The sequence below is a fragment of the Candidatus Filomicrobium marinum genome, from assembly GCF_000981545.1.
Classification (GTDB): domain Bacteria; phylum Pseudomonadota; class Alphaproteobacteria; order Rhizobiales; family Hyphomicrobiaceae; genus Filomicrobium; species Filomicrobium insigne.
Genome location: NZ_LN829119.1, coordinates 3489107 through 3504955 on the forward strand (window position 1 = coordinate 3489107; position 15849 = coordinate 3504955).

A 15849-nucleotide genomic window follows, 5' to 3' on the forward strand; every position below is an offset into this window, starting at 1 on the left:
GAAGATTGGAACACCGTTGTTGTCGAGAATGCTGAGAAGCATCTTTTTACACGATGCACTGATAAGCAGACGTAAGCGGTGATCGTCCAGCAGGAGCCAACCATCACGTCACCGATGGCCGCCAACCGGCGTCCGCACTGGGTCTGACATCGCCCGCGCCCCAACCGCGCAGATGGTGTTCCACCTGCATGGCGTCCGCACGCCAGAACGCCAGACCATTGCCGTAAAGGTGCCGTTCCACCTCATCCTGCCCGCCAAGGCGAATACCCAAGCGGTAATTGAGCACCGCCGACACCACCACCAGACCAAGGCTCCCCACGACGCGCGGAATTCACCGCGCCCCAGTGCCAGGCGACATTGGCAAGGCGCAGATCGCGACCATAGCCGGCAGGCAAGCGACACACGAGCTACGTCGTGCACGCGACTGCCATAGGGCGAACCATTCCTTACCCTTTAAAACACAGACAAATTCGTTTGACCGATTTGGAGGGCTCGCTCAGCGCAGCCTTCCGAAAAGAAAAATTGCGGAGGAAGACAACGCATGACCGTCAAGTCAGACATTGAGATCGCACGCGAAGCCAAGATGAAGCCGATCTCTCAGGTGGGCGAGAAGATCGCGGTGCCGGGTGACGCGCTGCTCAACTACGGACCTTACAAGGCGAAGATCTCGGCCGAGTTCATCAACAGCGTCAAAGATCGCCCCGATGGCAAACTCATTCTGGTGACTGCGATTTCGCCAACGCCGGCTGGCGAAGGCAAGACGACGACGACGGTCGGTCTGGGCGATGGTCTGAACCGCATCGGCAAGAAGGCGATGAGCTGCCTGCGCGAACCCTCACTCGGGCCCTGCTTCGGCGTGAAGGGTGGCGCGGCCGGCGGCGGTTATGCCCAGGTCGTGCCGATGGAAGACATCAACCTGCACTTCACCGGCGACTTCCACGCCATCACGTCGGCGAACAACCTGCTCGCCGCGATGATCGACAACCACATCTACTGGGGCAACAAGCTCGGCCTTGACGAGCGCCGCATCACCTGGCGCCGCGTCATCGACATGAACGACCGGGCGCTGCGCTCGATCGTCAACTCGCTCGGTGGCGTTTCCAACGGCTTCCCGCGTCAGGACGGCTTCGACATCACGGTGGCCTCGGAAGTGATGGCGATCCTGTGCCTTGCCAGCGACCTCAAAGATCTGCAGCGCCGCCTCGGCAACATCGTCGTCGGCTATACGCGCGACAAGAAGGCGGTGCTGGCGCGGGATCTGAAGGCGGACGGCGCTATGACCGTGCTGCTCAAGGACGCGCTGATGCCGAACCTGGTGCAGACCTTAGAGAACAACCCCGTGTTCATCCACGGCGGTCCGTTCGCCAACATCGCGCACGGCTGCAACTCGGTGCTGGCCACCAAGACGGCCTTGAAGCTCGCCGACTATGTCGTGACCGAAGCCGGCTTCGGCGCGGACCTCGGCGCTGAGAAGTTCCTCGACATCAAGTGCCGCATGGCCGGTCTGAAGCCGGATGCCGCCGTCATCGTGACGACGGTGCGCGCCATGAAGATGCATGGCGGCGTCGCCAAGAACGATCTCAAGGGCGAGAACGTCGCGGCGGTGGCCAAGGGTTGCGAGAACCTCAAGCGTCACATCGAAAACATGCGCAAGTTCGGTCTGCCGCCGGTGGTTGCCATCAACCAGTTCATCACGGACACGGATGCGGAAATCGATGCGGTCCGGGAAGCGGCTGAATCGGTCGGCGCCAAGGCGTTCCTGTGCTCGCACTGGGCAAACGGCGGCGCCGGTATCGAGGACCTGGCCCGCTACGTCGCGGAGCTGGCGGATTCGGGCCAGGCGGACTTCAAGCCGCTGTACCCCGACGACATGCCGCTGTGGGACAAGATGAACACCATCGCCACGGAAATTTACCGGGCTTCGGGCATTACCGCCTCGGCGTCGGTCAAGGCGCAGTTCAAGGATCTGCAGGACGCCGGTTACGGCCATCTGCCGATCTGCGTGGCCAAGACCCAGTACTCGTTCTCGACCGATCCCAACCTGCGCGGTGCGCCAACGGGCCACGAAGTGCCCGTGCGTGAAGTGATCCTGGCGGCGGGTGCGGAATTCATCGTCGCGGTCGCGGGTGACATCATGCGCATGCCCGGCCTGCCGAGCGTGCCCTCAGCGGAAGCCATCCGCCTCAATAATCAGGGCCATATCGAGAACCTGAGCTAACCCAAAGCCGGGGAGGGGCGCAGCAGCGCCTCTTCCTCCGAGCTCTATCAATTGTGACCGGCTTTAACGATTTTCTTGAAGCCGGTTTTTCCTTTACGAAACATGCTTTGTTCAGGCGCCGTTGTGCTCGACCCGATTTCTCCCGCTTTCTTTTGCGATGTAGAGATGTCGGTCGGCGCGTTTGATGAGCTGTTGGATGTCTTCATCGGTTTTCAGTTCGGCGAGACCGAATGATGCCGTGATTTTGCCGATGGGTTGCCGGGTGGTTGTTACCCGCCAGCTGCTTGCCTCCAAATCGGAACGAATATTTTCGGTCACGTGTTTAGCCCCCTCAATACCCGTCTCGGGGAGGATTAAAGCAAACTCTTCGCCGCCATAGCGAATTGCCGTATCGCGGCCCTTAATATTTTTAACGAGCAGCGAAGCGAATAGTTGAAGCACGCTGTCTCCGACCTGATGGCCGAATTTATCGTTGATATGCTTGAAATGATCCAGATCGCAGATCACGAGAGAAAGTTTTGAGCCCTTGGCCTGCGCTTGTGCAGCTTCCTGGGCCAAAGTGATATCGAAGCGTCGGCGATTTCCAAGCTCGGTCAAGGGGTCACGCATGCCCTGATCCAAAGCATGCGCGAGCTTCGCGCGGAGTTCTTCGATCTGTTGCTGGGAGGTGGTGAGGCGTTGCTTGAGGTCGGCAGACTCTTTCTGCATCAGAGAATTCTTGGCGAGCAGAAAAGTGATTACGACGTCGGTCTTGTTGGCAGATTTGGAGCGTTCGAGCTTGGTGCGCGCGTCTTTCAGCGACCTTGAGAATTCTTCGTTCGCGCGCAAGAATGTCTGGATCCACTTTATATTCTGGACGAGTTCTTCATCCAGACGCAGGCCCTCGGCGCGAATGTCTTTTGCGAGTTCACGCTGGCTTGCCGAGAGCTCCTGACGGCTTCCCTCCTCTGCGTTGCCCAAGTAGCGCTTTGTAGCGAAGTAAAGTCCCGCGCCGCTAAGTGTGAACAGGCTCAGGATAAAAACAAGAGAGTTCGGGCTTTCGACATAGCGGATCGTCTGTGTCTGACCAACGCTGTTGGATACCTCCCAGATCGCTGGCGATAACAATCCAAACGTCAAGGCGTTCACACTCACCGGAAGCCAGCCCGGAGACAAAAGGAGAGACGCCCATAAAATAGCTAAAAATATCGCTCCCGACACAAGCAGCGGCAGGGGATTGGAAAAGCGTACGGTCAATCAATATATCTCCGATTTTGAGGATAGCTATATACTATAAATTATGCGTGTATACATAGATATGGTTAAAGGCTGGTAACCAAGAAGCTCTTGAGATTTCAGGTGTATGGCTAAAAAGTAATCAGGCCAATTTATTTCTGTATACGAACCATCTTCCTGCGACCTAATTTTTGTCGGCGCGCCGTATCGTTACGGCGACGTCTATTTCATTATTTAAATCCACTCCTGTGTCGGTGAATATTTTTCCCGCAATGTCTTTTGTTAAATAATGCATTGTGTGAAATGAGCCGGAAGAATCCGTTCTCCGCATGTGCTCATGCAAGTCTACGAGGCCAGTGTACTCGATCGTTCCTTCGATCCATTCACCCGTACGGCGGTCTGCTTTGACGATTATATGATGACGTTTGTTCATCGCTTGCTCGCTGTCGCAAACTTCAAAAAATACCTAATTCTTAATTCTGGCATTGGCTTTTTATTTAATTTGCCGTGTGCCCAGGGCAATCCAGGCATCGTGTGTTCGATGTAAATTGGGCAGCTCAGGTTGCTGGCTTTCGTCGAAATGGCGCAAATATAATCTGCCCGCCTCCTAACTTAAGAGAAATTTTCATCACTCTATGTAGCTTATGCTGCTGGTCGTTTCTGCAGAGTGACAAAATGGTGCGCGTAAGAGAAGAAAATAAACTTTCTGTGGCGTGGTACGTACCGTCATTGCTCTGCATTGCGCTTGTCGGCCTGTGCTGGATTGGTATTGCGCTTATTCTGAAGAATACCAGAGAGTCGCAAATTGCTGCGGAAGCCCGCCACTTGCATAACGTGGCGATGATCTTTGCCGAACACGCCGCGAGCACGTTCGGTCAAGCAGACACGATGCTCCGTTCTTTAAAAAATGACGTAGAAGCGGATCTTGCATCAGGTATCGATAGTCTCAGGATTGAGAGATCAAAGTACGGCCTGGGACCACAATCTCGACCTGTTGAGCGACTCTCCCTTGTGAATCCAAGAGGGCAGCTTGTTGCGACCTCACTTTTAGGAACGGATACGCCTCTCATTGATTTGAGTGGCCGGCCGCATATTCGAGTCCATTTAGACAATCCAGCATCCGGATTGCACATCGGCGTTCCGGTGATTTCGAAGCTCACATATCGGTGGTCTTTGTTCCTGACTCGCCGGATCAATGGGCCTAGCGGGTTCTTAGGAGGGATCGCGACTGCAGCGGTTGATCCCGCGATTTTATCGGAAATGTATGGTTCCGTGAGGCTGGGTGATGATGCGGTTATTATGCTTGTCGGCACGGACGGCATCGTCCGAGCAAAGGTGGGCGAAGACGGCAAGGCGATAGGCCGGAAGTTGGATTCGCCGGTCTGGAGGAGATTGCTAGCATCGCCACCTGACAGACCCACGGTGCATCGTACTCTCATGTCATCCGAGAAGATGATCGATGTGGCACCAGTGATGGGATATCCCTTGCGAGTGGTGGTTGGCCTCAGCAAGAACGACTACCTTGCCTCTTATCGTCTTGAAGAGCGGCGCTTAATCAGCATTGGCGCGATTGCGACGGGACTACTTTCATTGGCGGCGATTCTGATCGCAATGCTTCAATTGCGTTCCAATGCGGCCTTTCAATCTCTTGTATTGGTCGAGCAAAACAATCGGCTCATAAACTCTACGCTCGCCGTGAACAATGATCGATTCCAGGCTATGTCAGAACACCTGAGCATTGGTCTTTGTATGTTCGATGGTAGCGGAAATCTTGTCGTCTGTAATGACAACTTCTTGAAAATGTACGATCTCCCGTTTGAGCTTCGCGATCGGGAGGCAAGTTTCAAAGAAGTTGTGATACTTTGCGTCGATAACGGATTCTGGGCGGTGCGGAATGGGGACGAAGGCGGTGTTTCCGAGCCAACCTATTGGGGGCGTCTCGATGAGGAGCCTTCAAACCGTTGCGTGTATGACCTTGTGGATGGCCGATCCATTTTGGTGACGCGTCAGCGTATGAATACCGGTGGCTGGGTATTTACGCATGATGACATCACTGAGAAGCGTAAGAAGGACCGGCAGATCGAACTGTTGGCACTTTCAGATTCGTTGACGTCTCTGGCCAATCGTGCGCGCTTGCTCCGCGAATTGGAATCGATGGTTGCGTCTGAGGATCGGAACTTCGCGCTGCTGTTGCTGGACCTCGACCATTTCAAATCAGTCAACGATAGTCTCGGGCATCCGGTCGGCGATAAGCTCTTGATCGAGGTTGCGGAGCGTATCAAGCGAACCTGCCGCGAGGGAGATGTTGTTGCGCGTCTCGGTGGCGATGAATTTGCTGTTATCGCCAAAGATCTCCAGGCCGTTAAGGACGCGAGCAAACTTGCGGCCCGGCTTATACAAGAAGTGTCTCAGCCCTATCTTGTCGCCAGCCATGAACTGGTTATTGGGGTCAGTATCGGTATTGCGCTTGCACATTCCACGGATCTCGCGCCGGAAGTACTTATGCAGGACGCGGACGTTGCGCTTTATCGCGCGAAGGCGGAAGGACGTAACGCTTATCGGATCTTCGCGCAGCAGATGATGCTGCAAGTCAAGCAGCGGCGCCTTTTGGAAACAGAACTACGGACGGCGGCCATCGAGAATCAGTTTGAGCCCTATTTCCAGCCGATTGTTAACACACATGATGGCCGCGCCGTGGGGTACGAAGCATTGGCGCGGTGGCATCATCCGTCGAAAGGACTGGTGATGCCTGGCGAGTTCATTGATGCTGCGGAGGAGACGGGGCTTATTGGTCCAATCGGACGACAATTATTCCGGCAAGCCTGTCAGGCTATGCGGCGCGCCCCGGAGAATGCATTTCTTTCGATTAACATCTCGCCGGTGCAGTTGCGCCATAACGATTTTGTCGAGCGCATTCTGAAGCTTTTGCAGGAAGGCGGACTGGAGCCTGATCGCGCTCAGATTGAGATTACGGAAGCTGTTGTGCTCAGGGATGATGCGATTACGCAGCATAATCTTTTGGCGTTACGGCATGCCGGTGTGCGGATCGCTGTCGACGACTTCGGTATGGGTTACTCATCCCTGAGTTATCTGAAGGAATATCCGTTTGATACGGTGAAGATCGATAAGAGCTTTACCAGCGGCGTCACTGACAATGGCCGTGGCCTTGCAATCGTCAAAGCGATTGTCGAACTAGCGCACGCTATCGGTATGGACGTTACGGCGGAAGGGGTCGAGACGGAAGAGCAGTTCACGCTCCTGAGGAGCATCGGCTGCAGTAAGGTGCAGGGCTACCTGCTGGGGCGCCCAGTGCCGGTTGATATGATTTTTGCTGGCTCCGCTACAGCTTATACGCCGTCGAGCGATGATTTGGGGGCGGGGAAAATTTACGCCTGACGAGAGACGATGCCCCCGTGATTGTTCTCTGACACAGCCTTCTGGGTGAGCGATTAGTGTCGAGAAGCGCGCAAGCGCATGTGCGTCGGATAAGCGCGCACTTTTGGTACGAGACCGGCGTTGAGCGCGCGCTGCATCCCCTCCCAATAGGCTGTTGTCATTAGTTCCCCATTGATTTCGCGAAAAGCGCGACGCAGATCAGGGTCGTCGACGCGAAGTCCAACCAGCATCTCCTCAGGTAGGAAGATGGTACCTTTTTCGAAAAACCAATCGGGGATGTCCTCTTCGCCTTCGATACGATCGAGGTTTGTGCGGACTTTGATGCCTGTGAGGGGTTCCACCGCATCGTAGTCGAATAGATAAACGCGGCCAATTCGGCTGACGCCATAATTGCGGGCGTCGAGATCCTTGTTGAAGATGTTGGCCGCAGCATTATTCGCGATACAAGTGCCGAGTTCGCGTATGGCGGCTTTGGCTTCCGTGGGAGATGCCTTTTTCAGAAACTCGGGAACGGGCGTAAGTTTCATTTGAACGATCAAATGACGGAATAGCACATAGCGGTGGAGAATCTTGACGCTGTCCGGCGCAGCGTTGGCGAATTCCTGCAACAGCTGCGGCGTGAACCATTCGCGGTCCAAGCGGACATTATCGTAGATTATGTTGTCCAGCATGGAGCCCGCACGATCGGTCTCGTGTACCGCCCGGTATTTCTGAAGTATGGCATCGACGCCGGGAAAGGTATCCCACTTATAGCCCTCGGCGGGCTGATCCCGAATTACCTTCAAGACGTACCGCGAGGATGGCGTTGAAAAACCGATGGCCACGGTGCCGCGAAAGCCTAACGCAAAATCGAGCTGTTCGGTGGCGGTGTTGTGTTCGGCTTGAAGCTCGCGCATGACGGCGACCTTGCCGACGTGATTGAAGCCGATCGTCGAATAATGGAGGCCCAAGGGCCGCTTCGGCATGACGGAATGGAGGAAGTGCGCAAGCTGATGGTACGCTTCCGCGGTAACGTGAAAGTTGGCGAGCGCAGAAGAGAAGACGTAATGCAGTCGATCAGCCTCGAACAGGACGGCATCGACATATATGCCGTCCTTCTCATTGAGCAATGCGAGGGCTAATGGAATGTCGGGCCCAGATGGTTGCTTTATGCGACCAACGAGATAAGCACCACGATTTCGGAAAAAGCCGCCATCGATCATTTCGATCGTGATTGATGCGCCTGAAATGTCGCTGTTCGTGGCGGCTTCCAGTGTCTCGTTTATGCGCATTGCGATTAGCCGAGCGTCATCGACAATGTCACGGAAAGGCGCGTTGAAGCCCGGCACCTGCAGCAGATCAATTACCGTTTCGTTTTTAACGGGCCAAATACAGGTGAACGTACGTATGGCAGTGGGGCCGTTGTCATGAGGAACGATCTCTTTCTGCCTGCCGGCAAAATATGAGACTGGCGCCCATTCACCTTGCCGCATGAGGCGGCGCGTTGAACGTAAGAAGGCAAAGGCAAGATCGGCTTCATAGCGCTCGCGAATTTGAGTGAGATATTGCGCTTCAACCTCAACCCAAAAACCGCGTTCGTCAGCGAACTGGGGCCACGATTGCTTTAGCAGTGGAATCAACGCGTCGAGATTGCGCCCGTAAATGTCGAGACGCTCACGGCTCAGGTTGGTCGTTTCCGGCCAATTACGCGTCTCGAACGCTTCCTTGGCAAGATAGGGGATGTGACGCGAGCGGACGTAATAGTTGTCGAAGACGGCCAGGATAGCATTGGCGATGTGGCTCGCCTGAGCTTCTCGTGTTGTGGCTTCGGGTAGTGCGCTGAGCGCGTCGCGAGCGACTTCCTCAACCGGGATGAAAGATGCGGGGGATGAGCTGGCCTGAAACGCGACCGTCATTGCTGTGTCCTTATCGGTTGGGGCGCGACGTAGCCAGATGAGGAATAAAAAAGCGCTCAAATAAAAAATGCGGCAGCCCAGCCGGGCTGCCGCATTGAATTGGCGAACAGGTCGGTGCCTGTTCGCAATCTTAGCTGATTATTCCGCAGCCTCAACGCGTGCGCGAACTTTCTCAACCTTGGCTGCGCAGTATTTGAACTCCGGAATCTTGCCCATTGGGTCAAGTTTCGGGTTCGTCAGCATGTTTGCGGCTGCCTCTGCAAAGCAGAATGGAATGAAGACCATCCCTTCGGGAACGTCGCGATCCATGCGGGCTTTGAGAGTGATTGTGCCGCGCCGTGTCGAAACTTCGACTTCATCACCCGGCTGCAGGCCTTGCCGTGCGAGTTCGCGCGGATTGAGGCTTGCGATAGCTTCCGGCTCCAGGCTATCGAGCGTGGCTGCGCGCCGCGTCATCGAGCCGGTGTGCCAATGCTCCAGCAAGCGGCCTGTGGTAAGGATCAGCGGATATTCGTCATCCGGCACCTCATCGGGTGGGAGAAGGTCGGCAGGCGTAATCTTCGCGCGACCGGACTTGGTCGGGAACGATGATGCGAAGATGATCTCGTTGCCCGGCTTGTCGGGCGAATCACAAGGATACGTGACTGAGCCCTCACGCTCGACGCGTTCCCACGTGATGTTGTCCAACGACGGCATGACAGATGCCATTTCGTCGAACACTTCGTTGACGCCGGCGTAATCCCAATTCAGTCCAACGCGCTGAGCTAGTTCTTGAAGGAGTTCCCAGTCCTGACGTGCTTCGCCCGGGAGCGGCACGACGGGGCGGCCAAGCTGAACCTGGCGGTTGGTGTTTGTGAACGTACCGAGCTTTTCGGCGTGAGCGGAAGCCGGGAGTACGACATCGGCATGCCACGCTGTTTCAGTGAGGAAGATATCCTGAACTACGAGATGGTCGAGCTCAGTCAATGCTTCGCGTGCATGCTGGACGTCAGGGTCCGACATGGCGGGGTTCTCGCCCATGATATACATGCCGTTGATTTTGCCATCGTGGATGGCGTGCATGATTTCAACGACAGTGAGACCGGGCTTGGGATTGAGTTCTGCTCCCCAAAGCTTTTCATATTTCGAGCGTGTCGCCGGATCAGTCACAGAGACGTAGTCCGGGAAGACCATCGGAATGAGACCCGCGTCGGAAGCACCTTGGACGTTGTTCTGGCCACGGAGAGGATGAAGGCCGGTACCTGGGCGGCCGATCTGACCGGTCACAAGTGCCAGCGAGATCAGGCAACGGGCATTGTCTGTTCCGTGGGTGTGTTGTGAAACCCCCATGCCCCAGAAGATGATGGAGCGCTGCGACGTTGCGTAAAGGCGGGCAACTTCGCGAATTGTCTCGGCGGGGATTCCGCAAACGGACTCCATCTTTTCAGGTGTGAATTCCTGAATTTTCTTTTCGAGAGCCTGGTAACCTTCCGTGTGTGCCTGAACGTACTGAACGTCGACCAAGCCTTCGGTGACGATCACGTTCAGCATAGCGTTCAGGAGCGCGACGTCGGAGCCGCCCTTGAACTGCAGCATGTGCGAGGCGTGACGTGCGAGCGTACCATTATGACCGCGAGGGTCCATAATGATGAGCTTTGCACCGCGCGCGGCTGCGTTCTTCAAATAGGTGGCGGCGACGGGGTGGTTTTGGGCGGGACGGGCGCCGATGACGATCATGCAGTCGCTGTCACCAGCTGCCGTGAACGGAGCCGTAACAGCGCCGGAGCTCACGCTTTCCATGAGCGCTGCCACTGATGATGCGTGGCAGAGACGCGTGCAGTGATCGACGTTATTGGTCCCGAAGCCCTGGCGGATAAACTTCTGGAAGAGATAGGCTTCCTCGTTTGAGCCTTTGGCCGAGCCGAAGCCGGCAATGGCGTTACCACCCTTCTCTTCGCGAATTTTGACAAGGCCCTGGGCGGCTTTCTCAAGAGCCTCTTCCCAAGTTGCTTCGCGGAAGACCTTTGCGAAGTCTTCAGGACGCAACTGCATGTTGGGGTCTTTAGCGACGCCTTCGCGACGGATAAGCGGCTTCATCAGACGGTCTGGGTGGCTGATGTAATCGAAGCCGAACCGCCCCTTAACGCACAGGCGGTTTTCGTTCGCCGGGCCGTTGCGGCCGTCCACGTAGAGGATCTTGTCGTCCTTGACGTGTGCGGTGGTTTGGCAGCCAACGCCGCAGAACGGGCAGAGCGTATCGACGGAGTGGTCTTCGTAAGCGACGCGTTTGCCTGCATCATCGAGCAGGTTGGCTTCCATCAGAGCGCCGGTCGGGCAAGCCTGGACGCACTCTCCGCACGCAACGCACGTTGATTCACCCATTCCGGAGTCGAAATCGAAAACGACCTTCGAGTGGTGGCCGCGGTAGGCCATGCCGATGACGTCGTTCATCTGGACTTCGCGGCAAGCGCGGACGCAAAGACCGCAATTGATGCATGCGTCGAGATGGACCGAGATCGCTGAGTGCGTGTTGTCCGCGACAGGGCCGGCTGCGCCTGGGAAGCGGCTCGTCGTGGCGATGTCCATCTGGCCGACCCAGTTCCAGAATTTGGACGATGGGTCGTGGCTTTCTTCTTTCGCAGGCTGGTCGGCGATGAGCAGTTCGAAGACCATTTCCCGGCTTTTCTTCGCCCGTTCGGAAGCGGTCTTTACCTTCATGCCATCGGCGACTTTGCGTTGGCAGGACGCCGTGAGAACGCGCTCGCCCTCGACTTCTACCATGCAGGCGCGGCAGTTGCCGTCAGCGCGGTAGCCTGGCTCCGGCAGCCAGCAAAGGTGGGGAATTGAGGTGCCGTGGCGTTTGGCGACTTGCCAAATCGTTTCGCCAGGCGCGGCCTCGACGGTCTTACCATCGAGCTCAAAGGTGATCTTATCGGTCATGATCTATCTCAGCACGTAATGGAGTTGGTTTCGCCGTATTGCGACGGCTGCTTATCCCTTGCGTTAGTCCCGTTCTGGCGCCGCGGGGCTGCCTGAAACGATGTCGTCCGGGAAGAATTTAATGACGCTGGTCAGCGGGTTCGATGCCGCTTGCCCCAAGCCGCAGATAGACGCATCGCGCATCACTTGCGCGAGATCATCGAGAAGTTCTTTGTCCCAGCTGGGCCGGCTCATCAATTGGACCGCCTTCTCTGTGCCGTTACGACACGGCGTACACTGGCCGCAGCTCTCGTCCTCAAAGAATTTCATGAGGTTCAAGGCCACAGCTTTCATATCGTCCTTATCCGACAGGATAACAACCGCGTGCGAGCCAACGAAGCAGCCATGCTTTTCGAGCTGGCCGAAGTCGAGCGGAATATCCGCCATCGACACGGGCAGAATGCCGCCCGATGCGCCGCCCGGCAGGTAGCCCTTGAAGGTGTGACCTTCTTTCATGCCGCCGCACAAACGCACCAAGTCGTTGGCTGTCGAGCCGGCTGGAGCCAGGATGACGCCGGGGTTCGCGACGTGACCGGAAACGGAATAGGACCGGAAGCCCTTCGCGCCGTTGGTGCCCTGGTTCTCGAACCACCCCGCACCTTTTTCGATGATTTGGGGGATCCAGTAGAGCGTCTCAACGTTGTTGACGAGCGTCGGACGATTGAAGATGCCGACCTGAGCAACGTAAGGTGGGCGATGACGAGGTAGCCCTCGCTTGCCTTCGATCGATTCGATCATGGCGCTTTCTTCGCCGCAAATATAAGCGCCAGCGCCGCGGCGTAGGTTGATCTTGGTATGCGGAGCCAGGTTCGCAGCCTGCAGTTTGGGAAGTTCAGCCCGCAGAATTTCAAGCACAGCTTGATACTCATCGCGCATGTAGATGAAGACTTCCTCGGCCTCTACTGCCCAAGCCGCGATCAGCATACCTTCGAGGAACTGGTGCGGACGCGTCTCGAGATAGTGCCGATCTTTAAAGGTTCCGGGTTCGCCTTCATCGCCATTGACGGCCATGAGCCGCGGACCCTTCTCAGCCCGAACCAACGTCCACTTGCGTCCGGTTGGGAAGCCCGCGCCGCCGAGGCCGCGCAGCCCACCATCAGAGAGTGTTGCGATAACGTCCTCGACTGTGTGCTTGCCGGAGAGGCAGGCCTTCAAGACCTCATAACCACCTTCGGAAACATATTGTTCGAGTGTTTGATAGGCGGGAACCTCAGGATGCGTATGGCCTCCGGTCGCGAGTTCCATCACCTTCGTGGGCGTAGCGTGGTCGACGTGGTGGTGGCCGACGTGTGCAACCGGTGCCGTATGGCAGGAGCCAACGCACGGGGCGCGGAGGATGCGCACATTTGGTGCGTCCTTGGACTGAAGCGCTTCGATAAGCTGTTCAGCACCGGCCATCATGCACGAGAGGCTGTCGCAGACGCGGACGGTTACGGCCGGGGGACGCTCAGCATCATCCGGGACGACGTCAAAATGCGCGTAGAACGTTGCAACCTCATAAACCTCTGCCATGGGGACGCGCATGAGTTCTGCCAGCCCCTGGAGAAGGCCGGCAGGCAGGCAGCCCTCGGCATCCTGAATTTTGTGGAGATATTCGATAAGAAGCGGCCGCTCATACGGTCCTTCGCCAATCAGCCCCTTTACCGTCGCGAGTTCCTCGGGCGTGAGAACACGGCCTTTTGGATGCAACAGTGCGTTGCGACGTCCTGCGCCGGGGTGAATTGGCTTCTTACGTCCGCCGCCACCGCCATTGCCGTGACCGCCTTTTATTGTCATATCGTTCATGTTTTCGTGCCTAAACCCGCTTCAAGCGATCCAGTTCTCGAACCAGCGGATCGCATCCCGATTGAAATTTCCTATCAAAACCAGTCTTAGGTCAAATCGGCGTCGTCTATTCCTGCCATCGTCTCTTCTTTTCTTTGTCTATACGGCAAGTGTTTTCCGCATTGTTTCGCCGACTGTGGCTGCGTTGGGTGCGACGACAACGCCGGCTGATTGCAGGGCCGCGATCTTGCTAAGCGCCGTTCCGCCGCCACTCGATGAGGCAAATGCGCCGGCATGCCCCATGCGCCGCTCCGGCGGGGCGTGACGACCGGCTACAAGCGCTACGATCGGCTTTGTCGGCTTAAGCTCGGAGATCAGCTCTGCGGCTTCTTCTTCTTCCGTTCCACCGATTTCGCCAATTACGATGACGCCATCGGTGTCAGGATCATCCAGAAAAAGTTTAACGCAGGTCTTCAAATCGACGCCATGAACCGGATCGCCGCCTACGCCGATGGTTGTCGACTGGCCGAGTCCCGCTTGTGTCGTTTGTAGGACTATTTCGCTGGTTAATGAAGCTGACCGAGAGGCGATTCCAATGCGCCCGGGGCTTGCGTCGACCGTCGACATGACCCCCAACTGCGTTACGCCCGGAACCAGAATACCTTGTGAGTTTGGACCAATCAAACGCGTCTGGGTGCCGATGAGTGCCTGGCGGACGCGGACCATATCTAAAATGGGTATTCGTTCGGTGACGCAAACGATCAAAGGTAACTCAGCTTCAATTGCTTCAATGATCGCTGCGGCCGCGTTGTTGGGTGGCACAAAAACTATCGTGGCATTGGCGCCAGTTGCGTCAATTGCTTCGCGAACGTGATTGTAGACGGGAAGATCCAGATGTCGGTTGCCACCTTTACCTGGCACGACACCTGCGACAAGCTGAGTGCCGTAAGAGAGCATCCGGCCACAGTGGAAAGTTGCGGTGCGGCCTGTCATGCCCTGGCAAAGGACCTTAGTTTCTGGACCAATGAGTACTGCCATCAGGCTGCTTTCCTTCTCGATAGCGCGACCGCCTGCTGGGCGGCGTCCGCCATATCGCTGACGGCGACGTAACGTGTGCCGTTGTTTTCCAGGATGGTGCGCGCGAAATCGGCGTTGTTTCCTGCCATACAAATCACGATAGGTATCTGACGGGGATGACGGCGCAGCGCGATGCCGATGCCTTCGGCGATGGTGTCACACCGTTGCATGCCGCCGCCGTGCACGTTGACCAAAATGGATTTGACCTGTGAGTTTGTCAGGAGCATTCCGAAACCATGCGCGATATCAAGGCTGGTTGCGGTGGTGCGGATGTCCATGAAATTCGCGGGCTGTCCGCCGGCGTCGACGATGAGATCGTACGTCGCCAGAGCAAGACCGGCGCCGTTGACGACTACCCCAACGTCTCCGTCGAGCGGGACGTAATTGATCTGGAAGCGCTGAGCTTCGAGTTCGGTTGGAGAGCAGACGATCCGATCGTTCTCCTGACGCAAGGCGGCGAGCTCGGGGCGGCGGTAGAGTGCGCTGTCGTCGGCAGATATTTTTACATCGAGTGCGATGAGGCGACCGTCCTTCGTTAGGGCCAGCGGATTAATTTCAATAAGCGTCGCTTCGTACGCGACAGCGGCGTCAGCGAGGTCGCGGTAGAGATTGGCTAATCCGGTTACGACTTCGGGTGTGTCCGCGATGATGGACGCCAAGCTGTGGAAGTCCGCGACGGCCTTATTGTTCTCAAGTGTCAATTCGAGTCGATGAATCAACCCCGGTTCTGCAGCAGCCCGCTCTTCGATCGCTTCGCCGCCTACTGCAGATGCGAGCATCACCAACTTGCCGGCCGACCTGTCCAGCGTGATGGCGACATACATTTCGCGCAGGCTTTCGATGCGCTCTTCAACGAGCACTTGCTGGACGATGTCGCCGATTGAGTGGGTCTCGCCAATGCGCAAGGCCTTTCCGATCATCGATCGGGCCTGCGCGCGTACTTGTTCCGGTGTCGAGGCGAAGGCGATGCCGTTATATTTCATACGCGCGAGAAGAGGGACCTGTGCCTTGACCGCGTAGCGATCGCACCCGAGCCGCCGGGCGGCTTCAAAGGCTTCTGACTCGCTCGCCGCAACCTGGCCAATCGGGGTGGCGATGGCAAACCGGCCCAGGAGCCGTTTTGCTTGAAACTCAAGCAAGTTCATCGACGCTTCCTCTGGCGTAAACCCAAGCCCCTATACGCGGTCGGATCTGCGCCATTCCGTTTTGCTGGCAGTCAGCCGGGCCGCATTTGCGTTGGTATATAGGATGATGAACGAAAGTATAGTGTTCGGCCGCGGAGACAAGGTCGCTGTTGATGGCATACGGTATACCAAATTTTGATCG

At 56.6% G+C, this 15849-nt stretch carries 10 protein-coding genes; 2 read left to right on the forward strand and 8 right to left on the reverse strand.

The window, feature by feature from the left end; all coding sequences use genetic code 11:
- Nucleotides 1–103 precede the first annotated feature (103 nt).
- Complete coding sequence (locus YBN1229_RS16285; protein ID WP_046478304.1) at nt 104–301, reverse strand: hypothetical protein; 198 nt, start codon at nt 299–301, stop codon at nt 104–106.
- Between the two features lie 240 nt (nt 302–541).
- Here YBN1229_RS16285 and YBN1229_RS16290 point away from each other — a divergent pair, with 240 nt between their 5' ends.
- Nucleotides 542–2218 (forward strand): formate--tetrahydrofolate ligase, encoded by a 1677-nt coding sequence (locus YBN1229_RS16290; protein ID WP_046500948.1) that lies wholly within the window; start codon nt 542–544, stop codon nt 2216–2218.
- A gap of 111 nt (nt 2219–2329) precedes the next feature.
- Here YBN1229_RS16290 and YBN1229_RS16295 read toward each other — a convergent pair whose 3' ends face one another.
- Both YBN1229_RS16295 and YBN1229_RS18935 read right to left on the reverse strand, forming a co-directional pair.
- Nucleotides 2330–3454 carry a GGDEF domain-containing protein gene (locus YBN1229_RS16295; protein ID WP_052744023.1) on the reverse strand — a complete coding sequence of 375 codons (1125 nt, stop codon included), beginning with the start codon at nt 3452–3454 and terminating at the stop codon, nt 2330–2332.
- A 705-nt stretch (nt 3455–4159) separates the two neighbouring features.
- Nucleotides 4160–4312 carry a hypothetical protein gene (locus YBN1229_RS18935; RefSeq protein WP_160298728.1) on the reverse strand — a complete coding sequence of 51 codons (153 nt, stop codon included), beginning with the start codon at nt 4310–4312 and terminating at the stop codon, nt 4160–4162.
- A gap of 393 nt (nt 4313–4705) precedes the next feature.
- Here YBN1229_RS18935 and YBN1229_RS16305 point away from each other — a divergent pair, with 393 nt between their 5' ends.
- Nucleotides 4706–6829, forward strand: coding sequence for an EAL domain-containing protein (locus YBN1229_RS16305; protein WP_160298729.1), 2124 nt, complete (start codon nt 4706–4708; stop codon nt 6827–6829).
- Nucleotides 6830–6882: 53 nt separating this feature from the next.
- Here the strand turns inward: YBN1229_RS16305 and YBN1229_RS16310 are convergent, their stop codons facing one another.
- The 5 genes from YBN1229_RS16310 to YBN1229_RS16330 all read right to left on the reverse strand — a co-directional run bounded on the left by YBN1229_RS16310 (nt 6883) and on the right by YBN1229_RS16330 (nt 15668).
- Entirely contained in the window at nt 6883–8724 is a 1842-nt protein-coding gene (locus YBN1229_RS16310) for an isocitrate dehydrogenase kinase/phosphatase AceK regulatory subunit (RefSeq protein WP_052744024.1), read from the reverse strand.
- Nucleotides 8725–8862: 138 nt separating this feature from the next.
- Nucleotides 8863–11643, reverse strand: coding sequence for a formate dehydrogenase subunit alpha (gene fdhF / locus YBN1229_RS16315; protein WP_046479283.1), 2781 nt, complete (start codon nt 11641–11643; stop codon nt 8863–8865).
- A gap of 63 nt (nt 11644–11706) precedes the next feature.
- Nucleotides 11707–13458 (reverse strand): NAD(P)H-dependent oxidoreductase subunit E, encoded by a 1752-nt coding sequence (locus tag YBN1229_RS16320; protein ID WP_046480712.1) that lies wholly within the window; start codon nt 13456–13458, stop codon nt 11707–11709.
- A gap of 147 nt (nt 13459–13605) precedes the next feature.
- The gene (gene sucD, locus YBN1229_RS16325; RefSeq protein WP_046479284.1) at nt 13606–14484 is read right to left on the reverse strand and encodes a succinate--CoA ligase subunit alpha; all 879 of its coding nucleotides are present in this window, start codon (nt 14482–14484) and stop codon (nt 13606–13608) included.
- Entirely contained in the window at nt 14484–15668 is a 1185-nt protein-coding gene (locus tag YBN1229_RS16330) for a succinate--CoA ligase subunit beta (RefSeq protein ID WP_046479285.1), read from the reverse strand. The genes sucD and YBN1229_RS16330 overlap by 1 nt, the downstream gene beginning before the upstream one ends.
- Between the last annotated feature and the right edge of the window lie 181 nt (nt 15669–15849).

Bases quoted from the DNA above. Each gene is read 5' to 3' on its own strand.
- YBN1229_RS16290 (WP_046500948.1), top strand. From the start codon at position 542: ATGACCGTCAAGTCAGACATTGAGATCGCACGCGAAGCCAAGATGAAG.
- YBN1229_RS16310 (WP_052744024.1), bottom strand. From the start codon at position 8,724: ATGACGGTCGCGTTTCAGGCCAGCTCATCCCCCGCATCTTTCATCCCG.
- fdhF (WP_046479283.1), bottom strand. From the start codon at position 11,643: ATGACCGATAAGATCACCTTTGAGCTCGATGGTAAGACCGTCGAGGCC.
- YBN1229_RS16320 (WP_046480712.1), bottom strand. From the start codon at position 13,458: ATGACAATAAAAGGCGGTCACGGCAATGGCGGTGGCGGCGGACGTAAG.
- sucD (WP_046479284.1), bottom strand. From the start codon at position 14,484: ATGGCAGTACTCATTGGTCCAGAAACTAAGGTCCTTTGCCAGGGCATG.
- YBN1229_RS16330 (WP_046479285.1), bottom strand. From the start codon at position 15,668: ATGAACTTGCTTGAGTTTCAAGCAAAACGGCTCCTGGGCCGGTTTGCC.